The following is a 15,281-nucleotide window of genomic DNA, read 5'->3' as shown; positions in this document are numbered from 1 at the left end:
CGGGCAGGGGACGCATTCTGGGGGGCAGCCATGCGCTCGGCCTCCCCGGCCTTCCGTCCCGATGCAGAGGGCATGCCTGCAAGGGGCCTTGCCGGGGAGGCCCCCGAGGCCGGTCCCGAGGGGGCGGGGCCCTCCGCAGGGCCTGGGCGCCCGCCCCGGGACGACGAGGCCCACCGGTGCCCGCCCGCCATCCCGGGCATGGGCCCCAAGACAGCATCGGCGCTCGCCACGCCGGTCGGCATGTCGCCCTTCCCCGGGGACGGCAGGCTCGCCGCATGCCGCGGCCTCGTGCCTGCGGGCCACGGCTCGGGATCGTCCATCAGGTCGCAGAGGGATGCCCGCGGAGGCGACAGGGCCCCCGAGAACCCCCTCGTATTCGGCTGCGACTCCCTCGTGGGGACGAAGAGCCGCTTCGGGAGGTACTGCGATGCCTGCGTCGCGAGGGGCATGAGGCACAACAAGGCGCTCAAGGCAGTGGCACGCAAGAGGCTGCGCGTCATCCATGCGGTGATGCGCGACCGGGTGCCATATGTGGAGCCGCCGGCGAACGTTGTAGAAAAGCCGCCTGCTACGGCTTGACAAAACTATAGGGACACCCCCCGCGAGGAGTCCCCGAACCATGTGGGCCCCCGCATGCAGGGCCCGTAGCGCCCGACGCCGTCCGCTTTTGCGGGGTTCTCGGAGACACCCCCGATGCAGATGCCTCTAGAATGGGCGCTCACCACGTTCGGATATAGCCCCTCGAGCTTCCGGAGACAGGCGACCTCCCCCGGCCGTGCCGCATTGCGCGGCCTCGGTCCGGAATTCCCATGCACCAGGGCCGCAGCCTCGCCGGATCCCTCGAGCCCGTGCGAGAGCCCGATGGGTCGGCGCCTGCCGTAGCCCGTCTCGAGCCCTGTCTCCGGATACGTGATCCCTGCGCCGCCCGCCTTCTTCCCCAGCAGCCGTAGCGCCTCCTCCTTCGTTGCCCTGTCCATCTCCGGTCCCTCCCATTCGGTGATGGAACGAGCTTGTCCCAGGATGGGAGGGGGTGACATTTTCGCGCGACGACGACAAGACCTCCGAGATCGGGGGCTTCGGAAGGTTCCCCACGGCGCGGGGCTTCATGAACTTCGTGGGGCTCGCGCCGTCCGGGTCGTCGTCGAGGGAGCCGGCGTCGGGGGCCCCATCACCAAGTGCGGCAACTCCCACGTGAGGAGGCCTCTCGTGGAGGGCGCCTGGCACCATGCGCGGGCGCACCTGCCCGCGGCGGAGTCGGCCCGGATGCCGCCCGACGCGTCCGCCGGGGCGACGCGCATCGCCGACAAGGCAAACGGGCGCCTGCACGCAAGGTCCCGCTACCTCAGGGATGGGGGCAAGCGGCCCAACGTCGCCAACGTGGCCGTCGCCCGCGAGTTCGCCGGCTTCGTCTGGGCGCTCGCCCGTGCGGGATAGGAGGGCTCGCAGGCCCTCCTATCCCCATGACTCCACCCCTGCGGCACGGGCCCCCGTCCGAAGCGCGTGGGGAAACTCGCGGTCGGCCTATGTGCAGCCACCACGATGGCTACGCACGGTTCTGGACAGGCAACACTCCCCAGCCGAGGCATCGAAACGCGTCACCCAACACGCGAATGTCAGACTCGCAACGTGCATCAGACCATCGACGCTCTTCCGAGGGAGTCTTCCCGCAGAGTGGGCGTAGCAATCGTTCGGCCAGCCCCGGAGAAATCCGAGGCTGGCCGAACTTACCCCCTTGGCAGGAAGTACTACATATCAGGCCTGTGCCTTGACCTTCTCCCAGTCGGCCGCAAAGCTCGCGAGGCCCTGGTCGGTCAGCGGGTGGTGCAGGCACTTCTTGAGCGCCGCGAAGGGCACGGTGGCGATGTCGGCGCCGAGCAGGGCCGCCTGGGTCACGTGGTTGGGCGTGCGCACCGACGCGGTGATGATCTCCACCTGGTCGTCCACGTTCTTGCCCGCCCAGTCGTAGTTCTTGAGCGCGGCCACCACGTCGGCCAGGTGCGCGATACCGTCATTGCCGATGTCATCGAAGCGGCCCACGAAGGGGCTCACGTAGCGGGCTCCGGCATTGGCGGCCAGCAGCGCCTGCGGGGCAGAGAAGACCAGCGTCATGTTGATGCGCACGCCCTCGTCGGCAAGCGTGAGGCACGCCGCCAATGCGGCTTCGCAGATGGGGGGGAGCTTCACAACGATGTTGGGCGCGAGCGCGGAGAGCCGGCGGCCCTCCTCCACCATGGCCTCGGTCGTCTCGGCGGTGGACTCGGCCGAGACGGGCAGGCCCGCGCAAAGCTCGGCAATCTTGAGCATATGCGGCTCGAAGTCTGCCAGCTTGCCGCCCGTGCGGGAGTACAGGGTCGGGTTGGTGGTGACGCCGGCGAGGCAGCCCCAGCTCTTGGCCTCCTCGATCTCGGCCAAGTCGGCGGTATCAATGAAGAACTTCATGGTTCGCTCCTATCGTATGGTTCGATATGCTTCGCGGTACAGTCAACGCCATAGGACAGACCCACCCGAGGGCCTGTCTGGCGATGAAGGAAGGGAGAGAAGCGCAGGTCATTCAAAGCCCGTCCAACGGAGTTGACCCTACGATGCGGATGACTGTCCATAGTAGGCGTTGGGGCCGTGCTTGCGCTGGTAGTGCTTGTCCTGCAGGTACTGCGGGGCAGGCTCGACCGAGACCTCGAGCGCCTCGGTGTTGAGGGCCATGCGCGCGACCTCCTCGAGCACCACCGCGTGGTACACGGCCTGTGCGGCATCCTTGCCCCAGGAGAAGGGGCCGTGGTTGCGCACCAGCGTGCCGGGGACGGCTAGCGGGTCGAGCCCCGCGAAGCCCTCCACGATCACCTTGCCCGTGTTGAGCTCGTAGGCCTCGTCGATCTCGGCTGGGGTGAGTCCGCGCATGCAGGGGATGGGGCCGTAGAAGTAGTCCGCGTGCGTCGTGCCGTAGCACGGGATGGCGCGGCCCGCCTGCGCCCACGACACGGCCGTGCTGGAGTGCGTGTGCACCACGCCGCCGATGCCCCCCCAGCTCTTGTAGAGGTAGGCGTGGGTCGCCGTGTCCGAGGAGGGGTTGAGCTCGCCCTCCACCACACGTCCGTCGAAGTCGCACACCACGAGGTTCTCCGGCGACAGGTCCTCGTAGGACACGCCGGAGGGCTTGATCACGAAGAGTCCCCGCTCGCGGTCCACGCCCGAGGCGTTGCCCCAGGTGAACACCACCAGTCCATGGCGCGGCAGGTCCATGTTGGCCTCGTAGACCTCCTCGCGCAGCTCCCTGAGCATCATGTCTCGCTCCTTTCCTCAGGGGAGGTGCCCCTGGCCACGTTTGCTACTTGCTTGCGAGCGCCTTCTCGGCGGCCTTCTCGGCCTCGTTGGCGGCCACAAAGCGCTGCAGGTAGAGGGCATAGCCTCCCACGTCGGCGGGGTTGGGCTCCAAGGTCTGGCCGCTCACCTGCGCAAAGACGCGCCCGGAGAGGAAGCTCGCCAGGTCCTCGCCCTTCTCGCGCAGGACCAGGTAGGCCGCCTCCACGGCGATGCCCCAGGCGCCGCCCTCACCGGCCGTCCCCATGACGGTGACCGGCACCTGCAGCGCGGCGGCCAGGAGCGACTGCGCCACGCCTGGCGTCTTGAAGATGCCGCCGTGCCCGTACAGGCGGTCGATGACGACCCCCTCCGCGCGCAGCGCGTCGTTGCCCACAGCCAGTGCCCCAAAGGCCGACATGATGTTCATGCGCATGAGGTTGGCGATGGTGAGTTTCGCGTTCTGATCACGTAGCACCAGCGGGTAGCCGGTCTGCACGCCCATGACGGTCTCGCCCGACACGAAGGGGATGCTCACCAGCCCACCGGCGTCCTTGTCGCCCGCGAGCGCCGCCGTGAAGAGCGTGCCGTAGAGGGCGCCCCTCTCGACCGGCTGGCCCATCAGCTCGCTGTAACTCGAGAGCAAATCGACCCATGCGTTGATGTCGGAGGTGCAGTTGTTGCAGTGCACCATGGCCACGGGATCTCCTGCCGGCGTGGTCACGAGGTCGACCTGAGGGTTGGTGGCGTCCTTTAGCGCGTGCTCGAGCACCACCATCGAAAAGATCGAGGTGCCCGCCGAGACGTTGCCCGTCCGTGGGGCCACCGAGTTGGTGGCCACCATGCCCGTCCCCGCGTCGCCATCGGGCGGGCAGAGGGGCACGCCGGGCAGCAGATCGCCCGACGGGTCGAGCAGGCGCGCGCCGGGTTCGGTGAGCTGCCCGGCGAACTCGCCCGCCGCCAGCGGCTTGGGCAGCAGGTCAGCAAGGTGCCAGTGCACCTCAGCCTTCGCGGCGAGCTGATCGAAGCGTGACATCATCGCACCGTTGTAGGTGCCGGTAAGCGAGTCGATGGGAAAGACGCCACTCGCATCTCCCACGCCGAGCACCTTCTGTCCCGTCAGGCGCCAGTGCACGAGCCCCGCAAGCGTCGTGATGAACGCGACGTCATGCACGTGTAGCTCGTGGTCGAGCATGGCCTGGCGCAGGTGCGCTATGCTCCAGCGCTCGGGGATGTGGAAGCCAAAGAGCGCGGTCAGCTCGGCGGATGCCTCGCCCGTGTTGGTGTTGCGCCATGTGCGGAAGGCTGTGAGCTGTTTGCCCTCGGCGTCAAAGGGAAGGTAGCCATGCATCATGGCGCTCACGCCCAGGGCTGCAAGACGCGTGAGGGTCACACCGTAGCGCTCGCGCACCGCCGCCTTGAGGCTCGCGTAGCAGCCGGCGAGACCTCCCCAGATGTCGTCTGAGGTGTAGGTCCAAAGGCCGTCCTCCAGCCGGTTCTCCCAGTCGTGGGTACCCACAGCCAGCACCTCGAAGTCCTCATCAATGAGCACGGCCTTGATGCGCGTGGAGCCAAACTCGATGCCCAGCATGCAAGCACCCGCCTCGATTGACCGCGCAGCGCCGTTCATATCCGTTGTCATTGCTCTCTCCCTTTGAGGTAGTTGGTATGGGGACCGGTATGGGGACGACGCCCCTTGTGCCGCCGGCCGCACGTCCATAAGGCCGGCGGATGCCCCGGTGCGCCGGGCGCAGGGCCCACGCATCGAGGACTCACTTCCTAGCGGTAGGCCACGGCTCCCAGCATGAGGTCGCGCTTGAAGCTGCGGACGGAGGTCTCGCTGTCGATGACCACCGACTCCACGCACATCTCGTCAGCCCAGTCGACCATCTCCTGCGTGGTCAGGTCGAAGGAGAACACGGTGTGGTGTGCGCCGCCCGCCAGAATCCAGGTCTCCACGCCCGTCTTGAGGTTGGGGCGCGGGGTCCAGAACATGGTGCCGGTCGGCAGGTTGGGCATGGCGTTGTCGAGCTTCTTGGCGTCAACCTCGGCGATGATTAGGCGGAAGCGCTCACCCATGTCGATGAGGGAGGTGGCAATGCCAGCACCCTCATGGCTCGTGAAGACGAGGCGGGCCGGGTCCTCGCGGTCACCCATGGACAGCGGCGTCACGTGGATGGCCGGCTTGGTGGCAGCGATGCTCGGGTCGACTTCGGACATGTGCGACTCGAGGATGCCCTCGGCACCCGGCACCAGATTGTAGGTGTAGTCCTCCATGAAGCAGGTGCCCTTGGCATCCTTCACGCTCGCGGCCATGACCTTCATGACGCGGTCCATGGCAGCCGACTTCCAGTCGCCCTCGGCGCCAAAGCCATAGCCCTTCTGCATGAGACGCTGGATGGAGAGGCTCGGCAGCTGCTTGAGGCCGCCCAGGTCACCGAAGTGCGTGACGACAGCCTGATAGTTGTGGTCCTCCAGGAAACGTTTGATGCCGATCTCCTGGGCGGCCTGGACCTCGACGTGACGACGGAACTCGTCTGGATTGCGCCCGTCGAGGACGAGGTCATAGAGGTCATAGTACTCGTCGGTGAGGGCAGCCGCCTCGGAGGGGCTCACCTCGTCCACATAGGGCACCAGCTCGTTGATGGGCCAGGCATCGACCTCCCAGCCAAACCGAACCTGCGCCTCGACCTTGTCGCCCTCGGTCACGGCCACGTTGCGCATGTTGTCGGCGAAGCGGCACACGCGCACCGTGCTGCTCACCACCGAGCCCACGGCGGTGCGCATCCAGGCCGCTAGCTCGGCACGCACCCGCGCGTCGGCCCAGTGGCCGAAGATGACCTTGCGGTTCTTGGCAACGCGCGTAAAGACGTGGCCGAACTCGCGGTCGCCGTGGGCCGACTGGTTCTCGTTCATGAAGTTCATGTCGATAGTGTCCCAGGGAATCTCCACGTTGAACTGCGTGGCGAGATGGCAGAGCGGCTTGCGGTACTCGCGCAAGCCCAAAATCCAGGACTTTGCCGGCGAGAAGGTGTGCATCCACGTGATGACGCCGGCACACAGCGGGTCGTTGTTGGCCTCGTTGAAGGTCTTACGAATCAGCTCGTTGGTAATGAGCGTGGGCTTGAGCACAACCTCGAAGGGCAGCTCGCCGCTGGCGTTGAGTACCTTAACGATCTGGGCAGAATGCTCGGCAACGTGTTCCAGGCACTCGTCACCGTAAAGGTCCTGGGACCCGGTGCAGAACCAAAATTGGTACTTCTTGATGTTGAGCATGTTCGACTCCTTTGTTTGCTTGTCGCGATGCGACCGTGGACGAGGGGCAGTGAGGGGTGGGGCTCCCCGAGGGGAGAATGACCAGGGAGCCCCGGGGAAGGAAGGAGGCCTACTTAATAAACTGGATGGACTCACGGTCTGAGAACAGCGCAAGGAAAACCAGGAACACAATGCCTGTGATGAACTGCTTCATATCCGTTTGGAGCCCCATCATGACCAGGCCACGGTCGAGGACGCAGTAGGTAAGAACGCCCACCACGATGTTAGAGAACCGCACCTTGGCCCCACCCGAGATGGGAAGACCACCCAGAACCAGTGCCAGCATGATCTGCGTCTCGAGCATGTTTCCGCCCGTCGCCGTCATCGAGCCGTTTCGAATGGCAAGCACGAAGGCGGCAAAGCCCGTGATAGCACCAGCGACAATGTAGACCAGCATCTTGGTGCGCGCCACGTCTATGCCCGCAAAACGCGCAGGGGTCTGCCCGGCGCCCACGGCCTTGAGCGTGGCACCCAGAGGAGTGAAGGTAAAGACAAGATAGAAGATTACGAGGCACGTAATCGTTATCGGCAGCAGGAAGCCCGTCTTATTGAAATCTGCTTGGAGGTAGCTGGCCCCCATCACAGGGGAGTTGGTGGTGAGATAGGCCACGATGCCACGCACGAGAAACATCGTGCAGATGGTCACGATAAACGATGGGATCTGGCGCCTTACGTGGAAATAGGCATTGACCGCCCCTACTGCCATGCCACAGGCGATGCCACCCAGAATGGCCAGCGGCAGGCTCGTCTGGGACAGCTTGCAGACCACGATGCAGGACAGGCCAATCATGGAGCCCTGCGAGAAGTCGAGCGATCCCATGGTCATGATCATGAACACACCGATGGATGCGATGAGCAGCACATACGTGGAGTTGAGAATGAGGCGGACGTTGTTGGGTTGCACGAGCCTCCCACCTGTGGCAATGGCGAAGGAGACAGCGATCAGCACGAATCCCAGGATGGGCAGCATTGAGCGGAACTTCCCGCCTCCGAGCGCACCGCGCAGGTTCGCGTGAACGGGATTTGCCACTGCAGCATTGACGGTATCAGTCATCTTTTCCCTCCTACACCATCAGGGCGATGAGATCCTGCTCGGTCATATCGGGCCGACGCTCGAACTCGCCCGCAATCTTGCGGTCTTTCATCACGATGATGCGGTCGCACATGCCTATAAGCTCCATGATCTCCTCCGATATGACAAGAATTGCCTTGCCTTCCTGGCGCATCCCGTCCAGCAGCGCATAGATATCTGCCTTGACCCTGATGTCGATGCCACGGGTCGGAGAGTCGAGCACGAGAATGTCCGATTCTGCGCCCAGCCAGCGGGCGAGAACGACCTTCTGCTTGTTGCCCCCCGACAGCGCCGAGACGAACTGGTCGACCCCCACCATCTTTATGCTCATGGCGTTGGCGAAGGTGGTGGCAAAGTCGCGCAGCTTGCTCGCACGCAGGGGAAGGCCCATTCTGCGCAGCGAAGGAAGGGTGATGTTGTCCTGGATGGTATCGTTGATGAGCAGCGACTCGTTATCGCGGTCCTTGGATGCATAGGCGATGGAATGGTCAATGGCCGTGGCTATGCTATCGATAGAGGTGCCGTCCGCGAGGACGACCTCGCCGGCGCGGTCGTATGACGCGCCGAACAGTGCCTTTCCCACCTCGTGCATCCCGCACTCCGAGAGGCCCCCGATTCCCAGAATCTCTCCTTTGTGAAGATCAATGGAAACGTCCTCCAACTGCCCTGGCACCGACACCATGCGCATGGAAATCGCGATGTCGCCCGTACGGGGGCACCCATAGTCCTCGCGATAGTAGTGCTCAGACATCTGACGGCCAACCATAAGCGTCTTGAGCTCGTCCTCGTCCACCTCAGATGCGCTGACGGTGGCAATGAACTCGCCGTCGCGCAGAATCGAGATGGTATCAGACATCATCAGCACCTCGGACATGTCATGGCAGATAAAAATCACGGTGCGCCCATCGTCGCGTACAGACCGCATAACGTCGAAGAGGATGTCGCGCCCGTTCTGCGAGAGTGCCGTGGTGGTCTCGTCCACCACGAGAACCTTGGGCTTGAACCAGGTGGACTTGACAATCTCAACCAGCTTGCGATCCTCGAAGTTGTAATACTCTATGGGATCGGACGCCTTGATGCGGCTCAATCCATAGGAGTCGAGCAGCTCCTGCGCCTTCCGGTACATCGCCGAGGTGTTCTTGATACCCCGGTTCATGAACTGGTCCTCGTCGCCGAGGAACATGTTCTCGGCCACGGTCAGGCCATCGAGCGTGCCCTGCTCCTGGACGATGACGGCTGCCCCGAGGTGGTTCGCATCGACCTGGTTCTTGGGCACGATCTGAACTCCGTCGAGTTCGAAGGTCCCCTCGTCGATGGGAATGATGCCCGTCAGCATATTGGTGAACGTGGACTTGCCTGAGCCGTTCTCACCGATCAGCGCATGAATCTCGCCTTTGGCAAAGTCGAGGGAGATATGGTCCACGGCATGCGTGGGCCCAAAGCGCTTGTCGATGCCCACGGCACGGAGCATGACCTGCTTTGTCATGGTAAACCTCCTCTCCTACTTGACCACGGCGCCGTTGAAGCGCTTGGTGGTAAGCGTGACGATAGCCAGCAGCGTGACGCCTGTGACGATGTTGTTGATGGTGGTCGGCACACCCATGGCCACAAATCCCGCAAAGATCATGGAGACTATGTACTCGCCGATGACGATGGAGACCACCGGATGCCCGTACTTCCTGAACGCCAGCCCGAAGAAGGTGCCCATAAGCGGCTTGAAGTTAAGCGCTTGGGAGAGCATGCCCGTTTGCGGAGTCTGTGCGGTGCCATAGCCCAAATAGAGGATGGACATGATGCCTACGAACAGACCGCAGAGAGCGAAGGCGGTTGCCTTATACCGATCGACGTCGACGCCCATGTTCTTGGCCACCAGCTCATTTGCACCGATGGCGTTGGTGTAGGTGCCCACCTTGGTGTACTTGAGCAAAAATCCGCACAGGCAGAAGGCGGCAAGCGCCACGATGAGGTTCCAAGGATACGACCCGAAGGCGTTGTAGCTTGACGGCAGGCGCGTTCCGTTAATGTTGGCCATCCACACCGATGCCGCCTCGTATAGCAGCGAGAGGCCGGTGGTGACGATGATCGAAGGGATGCGCATCTTGATGTAGGCAACTCCGTTGCAGATGCCCAGCAAAAGCCCCACGAGCACCGGGACAACCACTACGGAGGCGTAGCCCAGCTGTGGGACGAAGGCGATGGCCGCTAGCTCGGCCAGTATCATCATGGCGCCTATGGAGAAGTCAAAGAGGCCCATGACGCAGATAAAGTAGAGGCCGCAGCCTCCGATGGCATGGATAAGGGCGGTTTGCAGATATGAGATCAGCTTCTCCGGATCTCCGAAGTTCGAAGGTGTAAGCAACTTGAAGACAGCCCAGATGACTATGGCGATGAGTATCAGCAGCCCTATGCCATAGTATCGGCTCTGCCTCAGCTTCTTGAGAGTAGCTTGCATGAAGGGCTTCCTTCCTTGCCTGAGGCTTGGCTACGGGTATGAATCCCGGATGGATTTCGAGCAGAAGCAAGTGCAGGGCCCGTGCCTTGCGCGGGCCCTGCAGGACCGCTATTACGCGTGGCGCGTCATGACGTCCTCGATGGACAGTTTCGTGGCGGCCGCATTGAGGGCGTCGAAGCTCATCGCACCGAGCTCGCGCAGCTCATCATCATCGTAAGGAGGCTGCTCCACGAAGTACTGCTCGTAGGCCTTGTACTCGTCGACCGAAGAGACGAAGACGTACGGGAACAGGATCTCGTATCCGTACTCACCCGTCTTGACCGCGTAGTTGCCCTTGACGGCGTTATAGACCAGCAGGAAAGCATAGAGCGGGTCGCAGAAGTGGCCGCCCGATTCGGCATACATGCCGCCGCTCTCAAGCTGATACTCGAGATCGTCCAGGAAGTCGGTGGAGACCACGCGGATCTTGCCGGTGAGGTTCATGTTCGCCAGCTGGCCGATCGACCCGACCAGCGGGTCGCCGCCGCCACCGGCCACGATTAGGGCATCCATGGTGTTGTCCTGGTTGTAGAACTGCTGGGTGATGTTGGCGCCCTCGGAGGAGGACGTGTTGGCGTAGACCGGTTCGGAGAGCGTCATCTTGTCGGAGGGGTTGGCGGCATTCCAAGCCTCGACGCCGTTCTTGTATCCCTGCCAGCGCAGCTGGAACGTGGCATCGCCCACGGTCCATGCCTCGAGCTTGATGTTGCGCGAACCCTTCTGGATGCCTTCTGGGACATCGTCACGATCCTGAGAGAGCAGCTCGATAAGCCTCTCGCCGTTGCCCACCTCATCCTCGTGGACCGAGCCCACGAAGTACTCGGAGTTCTTGGCAACCTCAAAGACTTCCGGCGAGTCGGTTTCGGAAATCATCCGATAAAACTGCGCGAGGTAGACACCGTTCTCGTTGCAGGTGTTGATGGCCGAGGTCATCTCCGAGTCTGCCGAGTTGCATACCACGATACCCTGGCAACCTGCAGCGCATAGGGTCTCGATTGAGGCAGTCACTTGCTCGGACACATGCCCTTGGTCGACGACCGAGGTGATCTCGACGTCGCCCAGCGCCTCAGCCGCGCGTTTGATGATGTCGACGGAAAGGCTTCCGAGCGCATCGGTCGAACTCCAAATGGAGACGCCTATCTTGATTGGCTCATTCGAATCGCCATCTCCCGAGCCCAATCCACCGCAAGCCGAGAGGCCGGCCGCTCCTACACCGGTCAGACCGGCCATCTTCAAAAAGGTGCGACGGGACATGTTTTTCATGGGTGTTCTCCTTTCACTGCGGGTTTTCCCGCATTCCCTCCCCAAAGGGCCACTCCTCTGGGGACCTGAACCAGCCCGTACATCAGAAGTGTTTAGATAGTTAATTCCTCATGGTTTAGCGCGATTAACTTTAGTTACTTGCTATCTTCTGTTTTAGTTAGTGTTTGATTAGCCGACAAGCCGCAAAACGCGAACGGCACATTTAACACGTTAAACGGTATTTTTTGCTTTTGAATATAAACGAACAGTCAGTATGTTTAGATTTGGGTCAGATGTCGAGATGCAAGAGGGACCACCTATGCGGCGCGACTCCACGAGGGGTGGCCTGCAAAGGCGCTGGGTGATTGCTGAACGAAACGACATCTGTTCACTATCGGCCGTCAGTCCATCGTAGGCGCCTTATACCTGTGCTTTCAGGCCTCATTCTCGACACCAAAACGAATGAATGATATGTTTTTATGATAGAGAGATTGTAGGAGGTATCATGCATGGCCCGCATGGGAGTCAGGGAAATCAGCAGGAGGACCGGTTACTCACCCGCCACGGTGTCCAACGTGCTCAACAACAAGCCCGGCGTAAGCAAAAAGGCGATGGCCGCCGTGCTTGCCTGCGCCGAGGCGATGGGCTACCAGCATCCTGGCCATATCGATCGCCTCCGTTTCATCATCGCTCGCAAGTCGGGACGTATTCTCGATGAGGGCACCTTCCATCCCGGCGTCATTGACGGAGCCGAACGGCAGGCAAGGCAGATGGGCTTCCCTATGAGCTTCTCCACCCTGGAAATCTTGGACAAGGAAGGCACTCGCAGCCAAGCCGAGCTACTCTGCCATGACAGTTCCACGGGCATCGTGCTGCTGGGCACCGAGATGGATGAGGACGACTACGACCTCTTTGTCCAGAGCGAGGCCCCCATCGTCGTCTGTGACGGCTGGAGCAATCGCTATTTCTTTGAGGCGGTCGTCACCTCCAACGAGAATTCCGCCTACCGTGCTGTCACCTACCTTCTGGAGCACGGGCATCGCGATATCGGTTATATCCGGGGAGAGACCGCCATCAAGAACTTCCCCCTGAGGGAGCGGGGCTACATCCACGCCCTGCAGGACCACGGGCTGGTGGCCAATCCGGCCCACCGCGTGGTGGTGGGGACTACGGTCAGCTCCTCGTACGAGTCCATGAAGGCCTGGCTCTCGCACGACCCCCAGCTACCCACGGCCTTCTTCGCCGAGAACGACATCATGGCCCTCGGTTGCATGCGCGCGCTCGTGGAGCATGGCGCGAGGATCCCGGAGGATGTCTCCATGTTCGGATTCGACGACCTCAACTTTGCCAGTATCGCGAGTCCGCCCCTCAGCACCATGCGCGTACCCAATCGGGCCATGGGCGAGCTGGCCGTGCGCGCGCTCGTGGAGTCGGTGCGCCAGCCCACGGACTACTCGCGCATGACGCATCTGTCCACGACCCTAATCGAGAGGCAGAGCGTCCGCACCATCGAGCGGTAGCTGTACGAAGGAGGCCTCCACAGCACGTCATCTGGCATGGCACAAGGGGCTGTATCAGAAGCCTTACCAAGTTGGACTCCGCGAAGAACCTGGTCCCGCCCCGCTCCTCGTCCTTGAAATTACCCCAGTTTCGTTGACAGCTTCTACGCCGCGTTGACGGCGTCTTTCGCATCTCTCTTCGGCCATCTTCTCCTCGAACTCAACCGGGCTCATGTAGCCCAGCGCAGAGTGGATCCTCAGCCTGTTGCAGGAGGTCTCGATGTACTCGAATGTCTCGGGCTGCGTCTGCTCGCGCGTCTCGAAGGCCTTGCGGCGCACGCGCTCGCGCTCGAGAGTGCCCGTGAGCGATTCGGCCGGCGCGTTGTCCCAGGGGCTCGCGATCGCGCCCATCGACGGGCGTATGCCGCGCTCGCGCATCGTCTTGCCGAGCGAAGGCGAGCGGTACCGGGATCCATGGTCGGAATGGTGGACAAGGCCTGACGGGGGGCGTCGTCGGCCAGCGCCGCGTCGGTCCCAGGTCCCATCGCCCGGCCGACGACCATGCGCGACCATATGCCGATGACGATCGCGACGCAGGGCCAGCCCTGGCAGGTCCTGGCGCAGGCGATGCCGGCGGACCACGCCCGGCTGGGCCCATCTGCCCCGAGGCCGCGCCTGACCGGGCCGTCGGCGTCGCCTGCCCCTGGCCTGCCCCTCGGAGCGCCGGGCCTCTTGGGCCCGACCCCGCGCGTGCCGGCCATGCCGTGCCCGGCCATCAGGCGGGCAACGCGCCTCTTCGGTGCGCAGGCGCCGGCCCTGCGCAGCACGAGGGGCACCTTCGGCGCGCCGCAGCAGCCGTCGGGCCTTTCCCACAGCGGCATCACAACGCCCGCCGTCTCGGGTCGCGCCCGTCGTGGGCCGAGGCCGGGCGGCTCGCCCACCGGCAGTGGCCCTGGCGGGTGGCCTCAGGCACGCGGCACATGGCGGAGGCGCCCCGCCTGCCCCCGCCCTCGTCCATGGACCGGAGCTTCGCCCTCTCCGCGTCGCCTCCGTCGCAAAGAAGGCGCTCGCCTTTAAGAGCGTCTCGTCCTCCTCCCCCAGGCGCGCGCTCTCGCGCCCGAGCCGGCGGATCTCCCCTTGCGTCTGGAAGGGGTCGCCCTCCTTGGGGCCGTCGTCGTCAGCGGCCCTCCTGACCCGGTCGGAAGGGGAGCCGGGGTCGCACCCCAGCTCCCGCGCTACGGCCGCGTAGGTTGTCCCGCCCTTCAGGTGCAGGGCGACCGCCTGCTCCTTGAAGTCCGGCGTGTGCTTCGTTGGCACATGCCTCCTCCGATCCCTTCCCCTGACACGATATAAGGAAGTCGATGTGTCAACGAAAGCGGGGTAATTTCAAATTCAGTGGCGGACCCCATGCCCGAGGCCGCGCCCGGCACGACCACGGGGGAGGGGCGCCCCCACCTCGTGACCCACTCGGGCCGCGGCTGCCGCTACCGCTGGCCCGGGTGGGTATCGACCTGCGGGGCGGCTGGGGTGGCGCGGTCGGTGCTGCGGGCGAAGGCAGGCGAGTGCATCGCCGGGCACAGTGAGAAGCGCAGGAAGAGGCCGCTCGGGGGCATGAGCCCGCTACAGTACCGGAAGAGCCTCGGGCTCGCAGCGTAGGGATTCGGTACGGAAAAACGTTACCACCCCCTGGCTGACCCCTTCCTAGAACGTGAGGGCCTTATTGCCCCCGTTGGGGCCCAGGGAGCAAGCCACGGCGCCGCGGAGGCCGCGCCCTTGCGGGTGTGGCGCTGCGGTCTCCGCGGCGGCGCGGCGCCAGGGGGCGGGAAGAGGTGCTTGCCCCCTGTGCTACCTTGGTCCCAACGGAGGCCCGGAGATCATGCCTTTGTGTTTTCGACGGGGCGCGAGGATAGGGGACCCATCACAGTCCCCGGCGCAGCGGCGTTTCGGAAACGATGTCCGTGAAAGAGATGCGGGGACGCGTGACACATCAGTCGCGCGTCCCCGCGGCGATTCTCTGGTCGTATTCCGAATCCGCGTGATGAATTGGTAGCGCTGAAGCGCTGTCGGGCTACGGAAGACAGCCCTTCTCGAGCAGCTCCTTGGTGATGGTCGACTTGTGCACGCGTATGGACCGTCCGATGTTGATGTGGGGCAGGACGTTGGAGATCTCGAAGGACTTGGAGCGGCCGATGCCGAACACCTCCTGCAGGTCTCTCGGGCCCAGCCATTCCGGCCGGTCCCGGAGCGGCGTGTTGTCCCTGAGTCTCGCCACCTGAGCGACCCTCTGTCCGCCCTCGCTTCCCATGGTGACCCCCTATCTTCAAGTCGTTGCATCTGAGAGCCGGATACCGGATGCTTTGATGCAATG

The 15,281-nt window shown here is 63.5% G+C and carries 13 protein-coding genes; 3 read left to right on the top strand and 10 right to left on the bottom strand.

The genetic code is table 11. The features are described from left to right. On the top strand, nucleotides 1-579 hold a 579-nt coding region (locus ACO59D_RS11520), incomplete at its 5' end, for a transposase (protein WP_485127104.1). A gap of 612 nt (nucleotides 580-1,191) precedes the next feature. Next, entirely contained in the window at nucleotides 1,192-1,434 is a 243-nt protein-coding gene (locus ACO59D_RS11515) for a hypothetical protein (RefSeq protein ID WP_485127103.1), read from the top strand. Between the two features lie 318 nt (nucleotides 1,435-1,752). Here the strand turns inward: ACO59D_RS11515 and ACO59D_RS11510 are convergent, their stop codons facing one another. The 8 genes from ACO59D_RS11510 to ACO59D_RS11475 form a co-directional block, all read right to left on the bottom strand. Beyond that, nucleotides 1,753-2,439 (bottom strand): transaldolase family protein, encoded by a 687-nt coding sequence (locus ACO59D_RS11510; RefSeq protein WP_485127102.1) that lies wholly within the window; start codon nucleotides 2,437-2,439, stop codon nucleotides 1,753-1,755. Nucleotides 2,440-2,577: 138 nt separating this feature from the next. Continuing rightward, nucleotides 2,578-3,279: an L-ribulose-5-phosphate 4-epimerase gene (locus tag ACO59D_RS11505; protein WP_485127101.1), complete on the bottom strand. Its 702-nt coding sequence runs from the start codon at nucleotides 3,277-3,279 to the stop codon at nucleotides 2,578-2,580. Between the two features lie 43 nt (nucleotides 3,280-3,322). Next, entirely contained in the window at nucleotides 3,323-4,936 is a 1,614-nt protein-coding gene (locus ACO59D_RS11500) for a xylulokinase (protein ID WP_485127100.1), read from the bottom strand. Between the two features lie 137 nt (nucleotides 4,937-5,073). Continuing rightward, on the bottom strand, nucleotides 5,074-6,570 hold the full coding sequence (araA, locus tag ACO59D_RS11495; protein ID WP_485127099.1) for an L-arabinose isomerase: 1,497 nt from the start codon (nucleotides 6,568-6,570) through the stop codon (nucleotides 5,074-5,076). 109 nt (nucleotides 6,571-6,679) lie between these two features. Beyond that, nucleotides 6,680-7,663: an ABC transporter permease gene (locus ACO59D_RS11490; protein ID WP_485127098.1), complete on the bottom strand. Its 984-nt coding sequence runs from the start codon at nucleotides 7,661-7,663 to the stop codon at nucleotides 6,680-6,682. Between the two features lie 10 nt (nucleotides 7,664-7,673). Continuing rightward, nucleotides 7,674-9,167: a sugar ABC transporter ATP-binding protein gene (locus ACO59D_RS11485; RefSeq protein WP_485127097.1), complete on the bottom strand. Its 1,494-nt coding sequence runs from the start codon at nucleotides 9,165-9,167 to the stop codon at nucleotides 7,674-7,676. Between the two features lie 15 nt (nucleotides 9,168-9,182). Beyond that, nucleotides 9,183-10,133 carry an ABC transporter permease gene (locus ACO59D_RS11480; protein WP_485127096.1) on the bottom strand — a complete coding sequence of 317 codons (951 nt, stop codon included), beginning with the start codon at nucleotides 10,131-10,133 and terminating at the stop codon, nucleotides 9,183-9,185. Nucleotides 10,134-10,244: 111 nt separating this feature from the next. Beyond that, entirely contained in the window at nucleotides 10,245-11,435 is a 1,191-nt protein-coding gene (locus tag ACO59D_RS11475) for a sugar ABC transporter substrate-binding protein (protein WP_485127095.1), read from the bottom strand. Nucleotides 11,436-11,923: 488 nt separating this feature from the next. Between ACO59D_RS11475 and ACO59D_RS11470 the strand changes: the two genes are divergently transcribed. Beyond that, the gene (locus ACO59D_RS11470; protein ID WP_485127094.1) at nucleotides 11,924-12,934 is read left to right on the top strand and encodes a LacI family DNA-binding transcriptional regulator; all 1,011 of its coding nucleotides are present in this window, start codon (nucleotides 11,924-11,926) and stop codon (nucleotides 12,932-12,934) included. A 63-nt stretch (nucleotides 12,935-12,997) separates the two neighbouring features. Here the strand turns inward: ACO59D_RS11470 and ACO59D_RS11465 are convergent, their stop codons facing one another. Further along, nucleotides 12,998-13,351 (bottom strand): IS3 family transposase, encoded by a 354-nt coding sequence (locus tag ACO59D_RS11465; RefSeq protein ID WP_485127093.1) that lies wholly within the window; start codon nucleotides 13,349-13,351, stop codon nucleotides 12,998-13,000. Nucleotides 13,352-14,981: 1,630 nt separating this feature from the next. After that, nucleotides 14,982-15,218, bottom strand: a complete 237-nt coding sequence (locus ACO59D_RS11460) for a hypothetical protein (protein WP_485127092.1) — start codon at nucleotides 15,216-15,218, stop codon at nucleotides 14,982-14,984. Nucleotides 15,219-15,281: the final 63 nt, after the last annotated feature.

The organism is Tractidigestivibacter sp. (assembly GCF_057241865.1).
The sequence above is the reverse complement of the archived record's forward strand: the minus strand, read 5'-3'. Positions and strand labels throughout refer to the sequence as shown.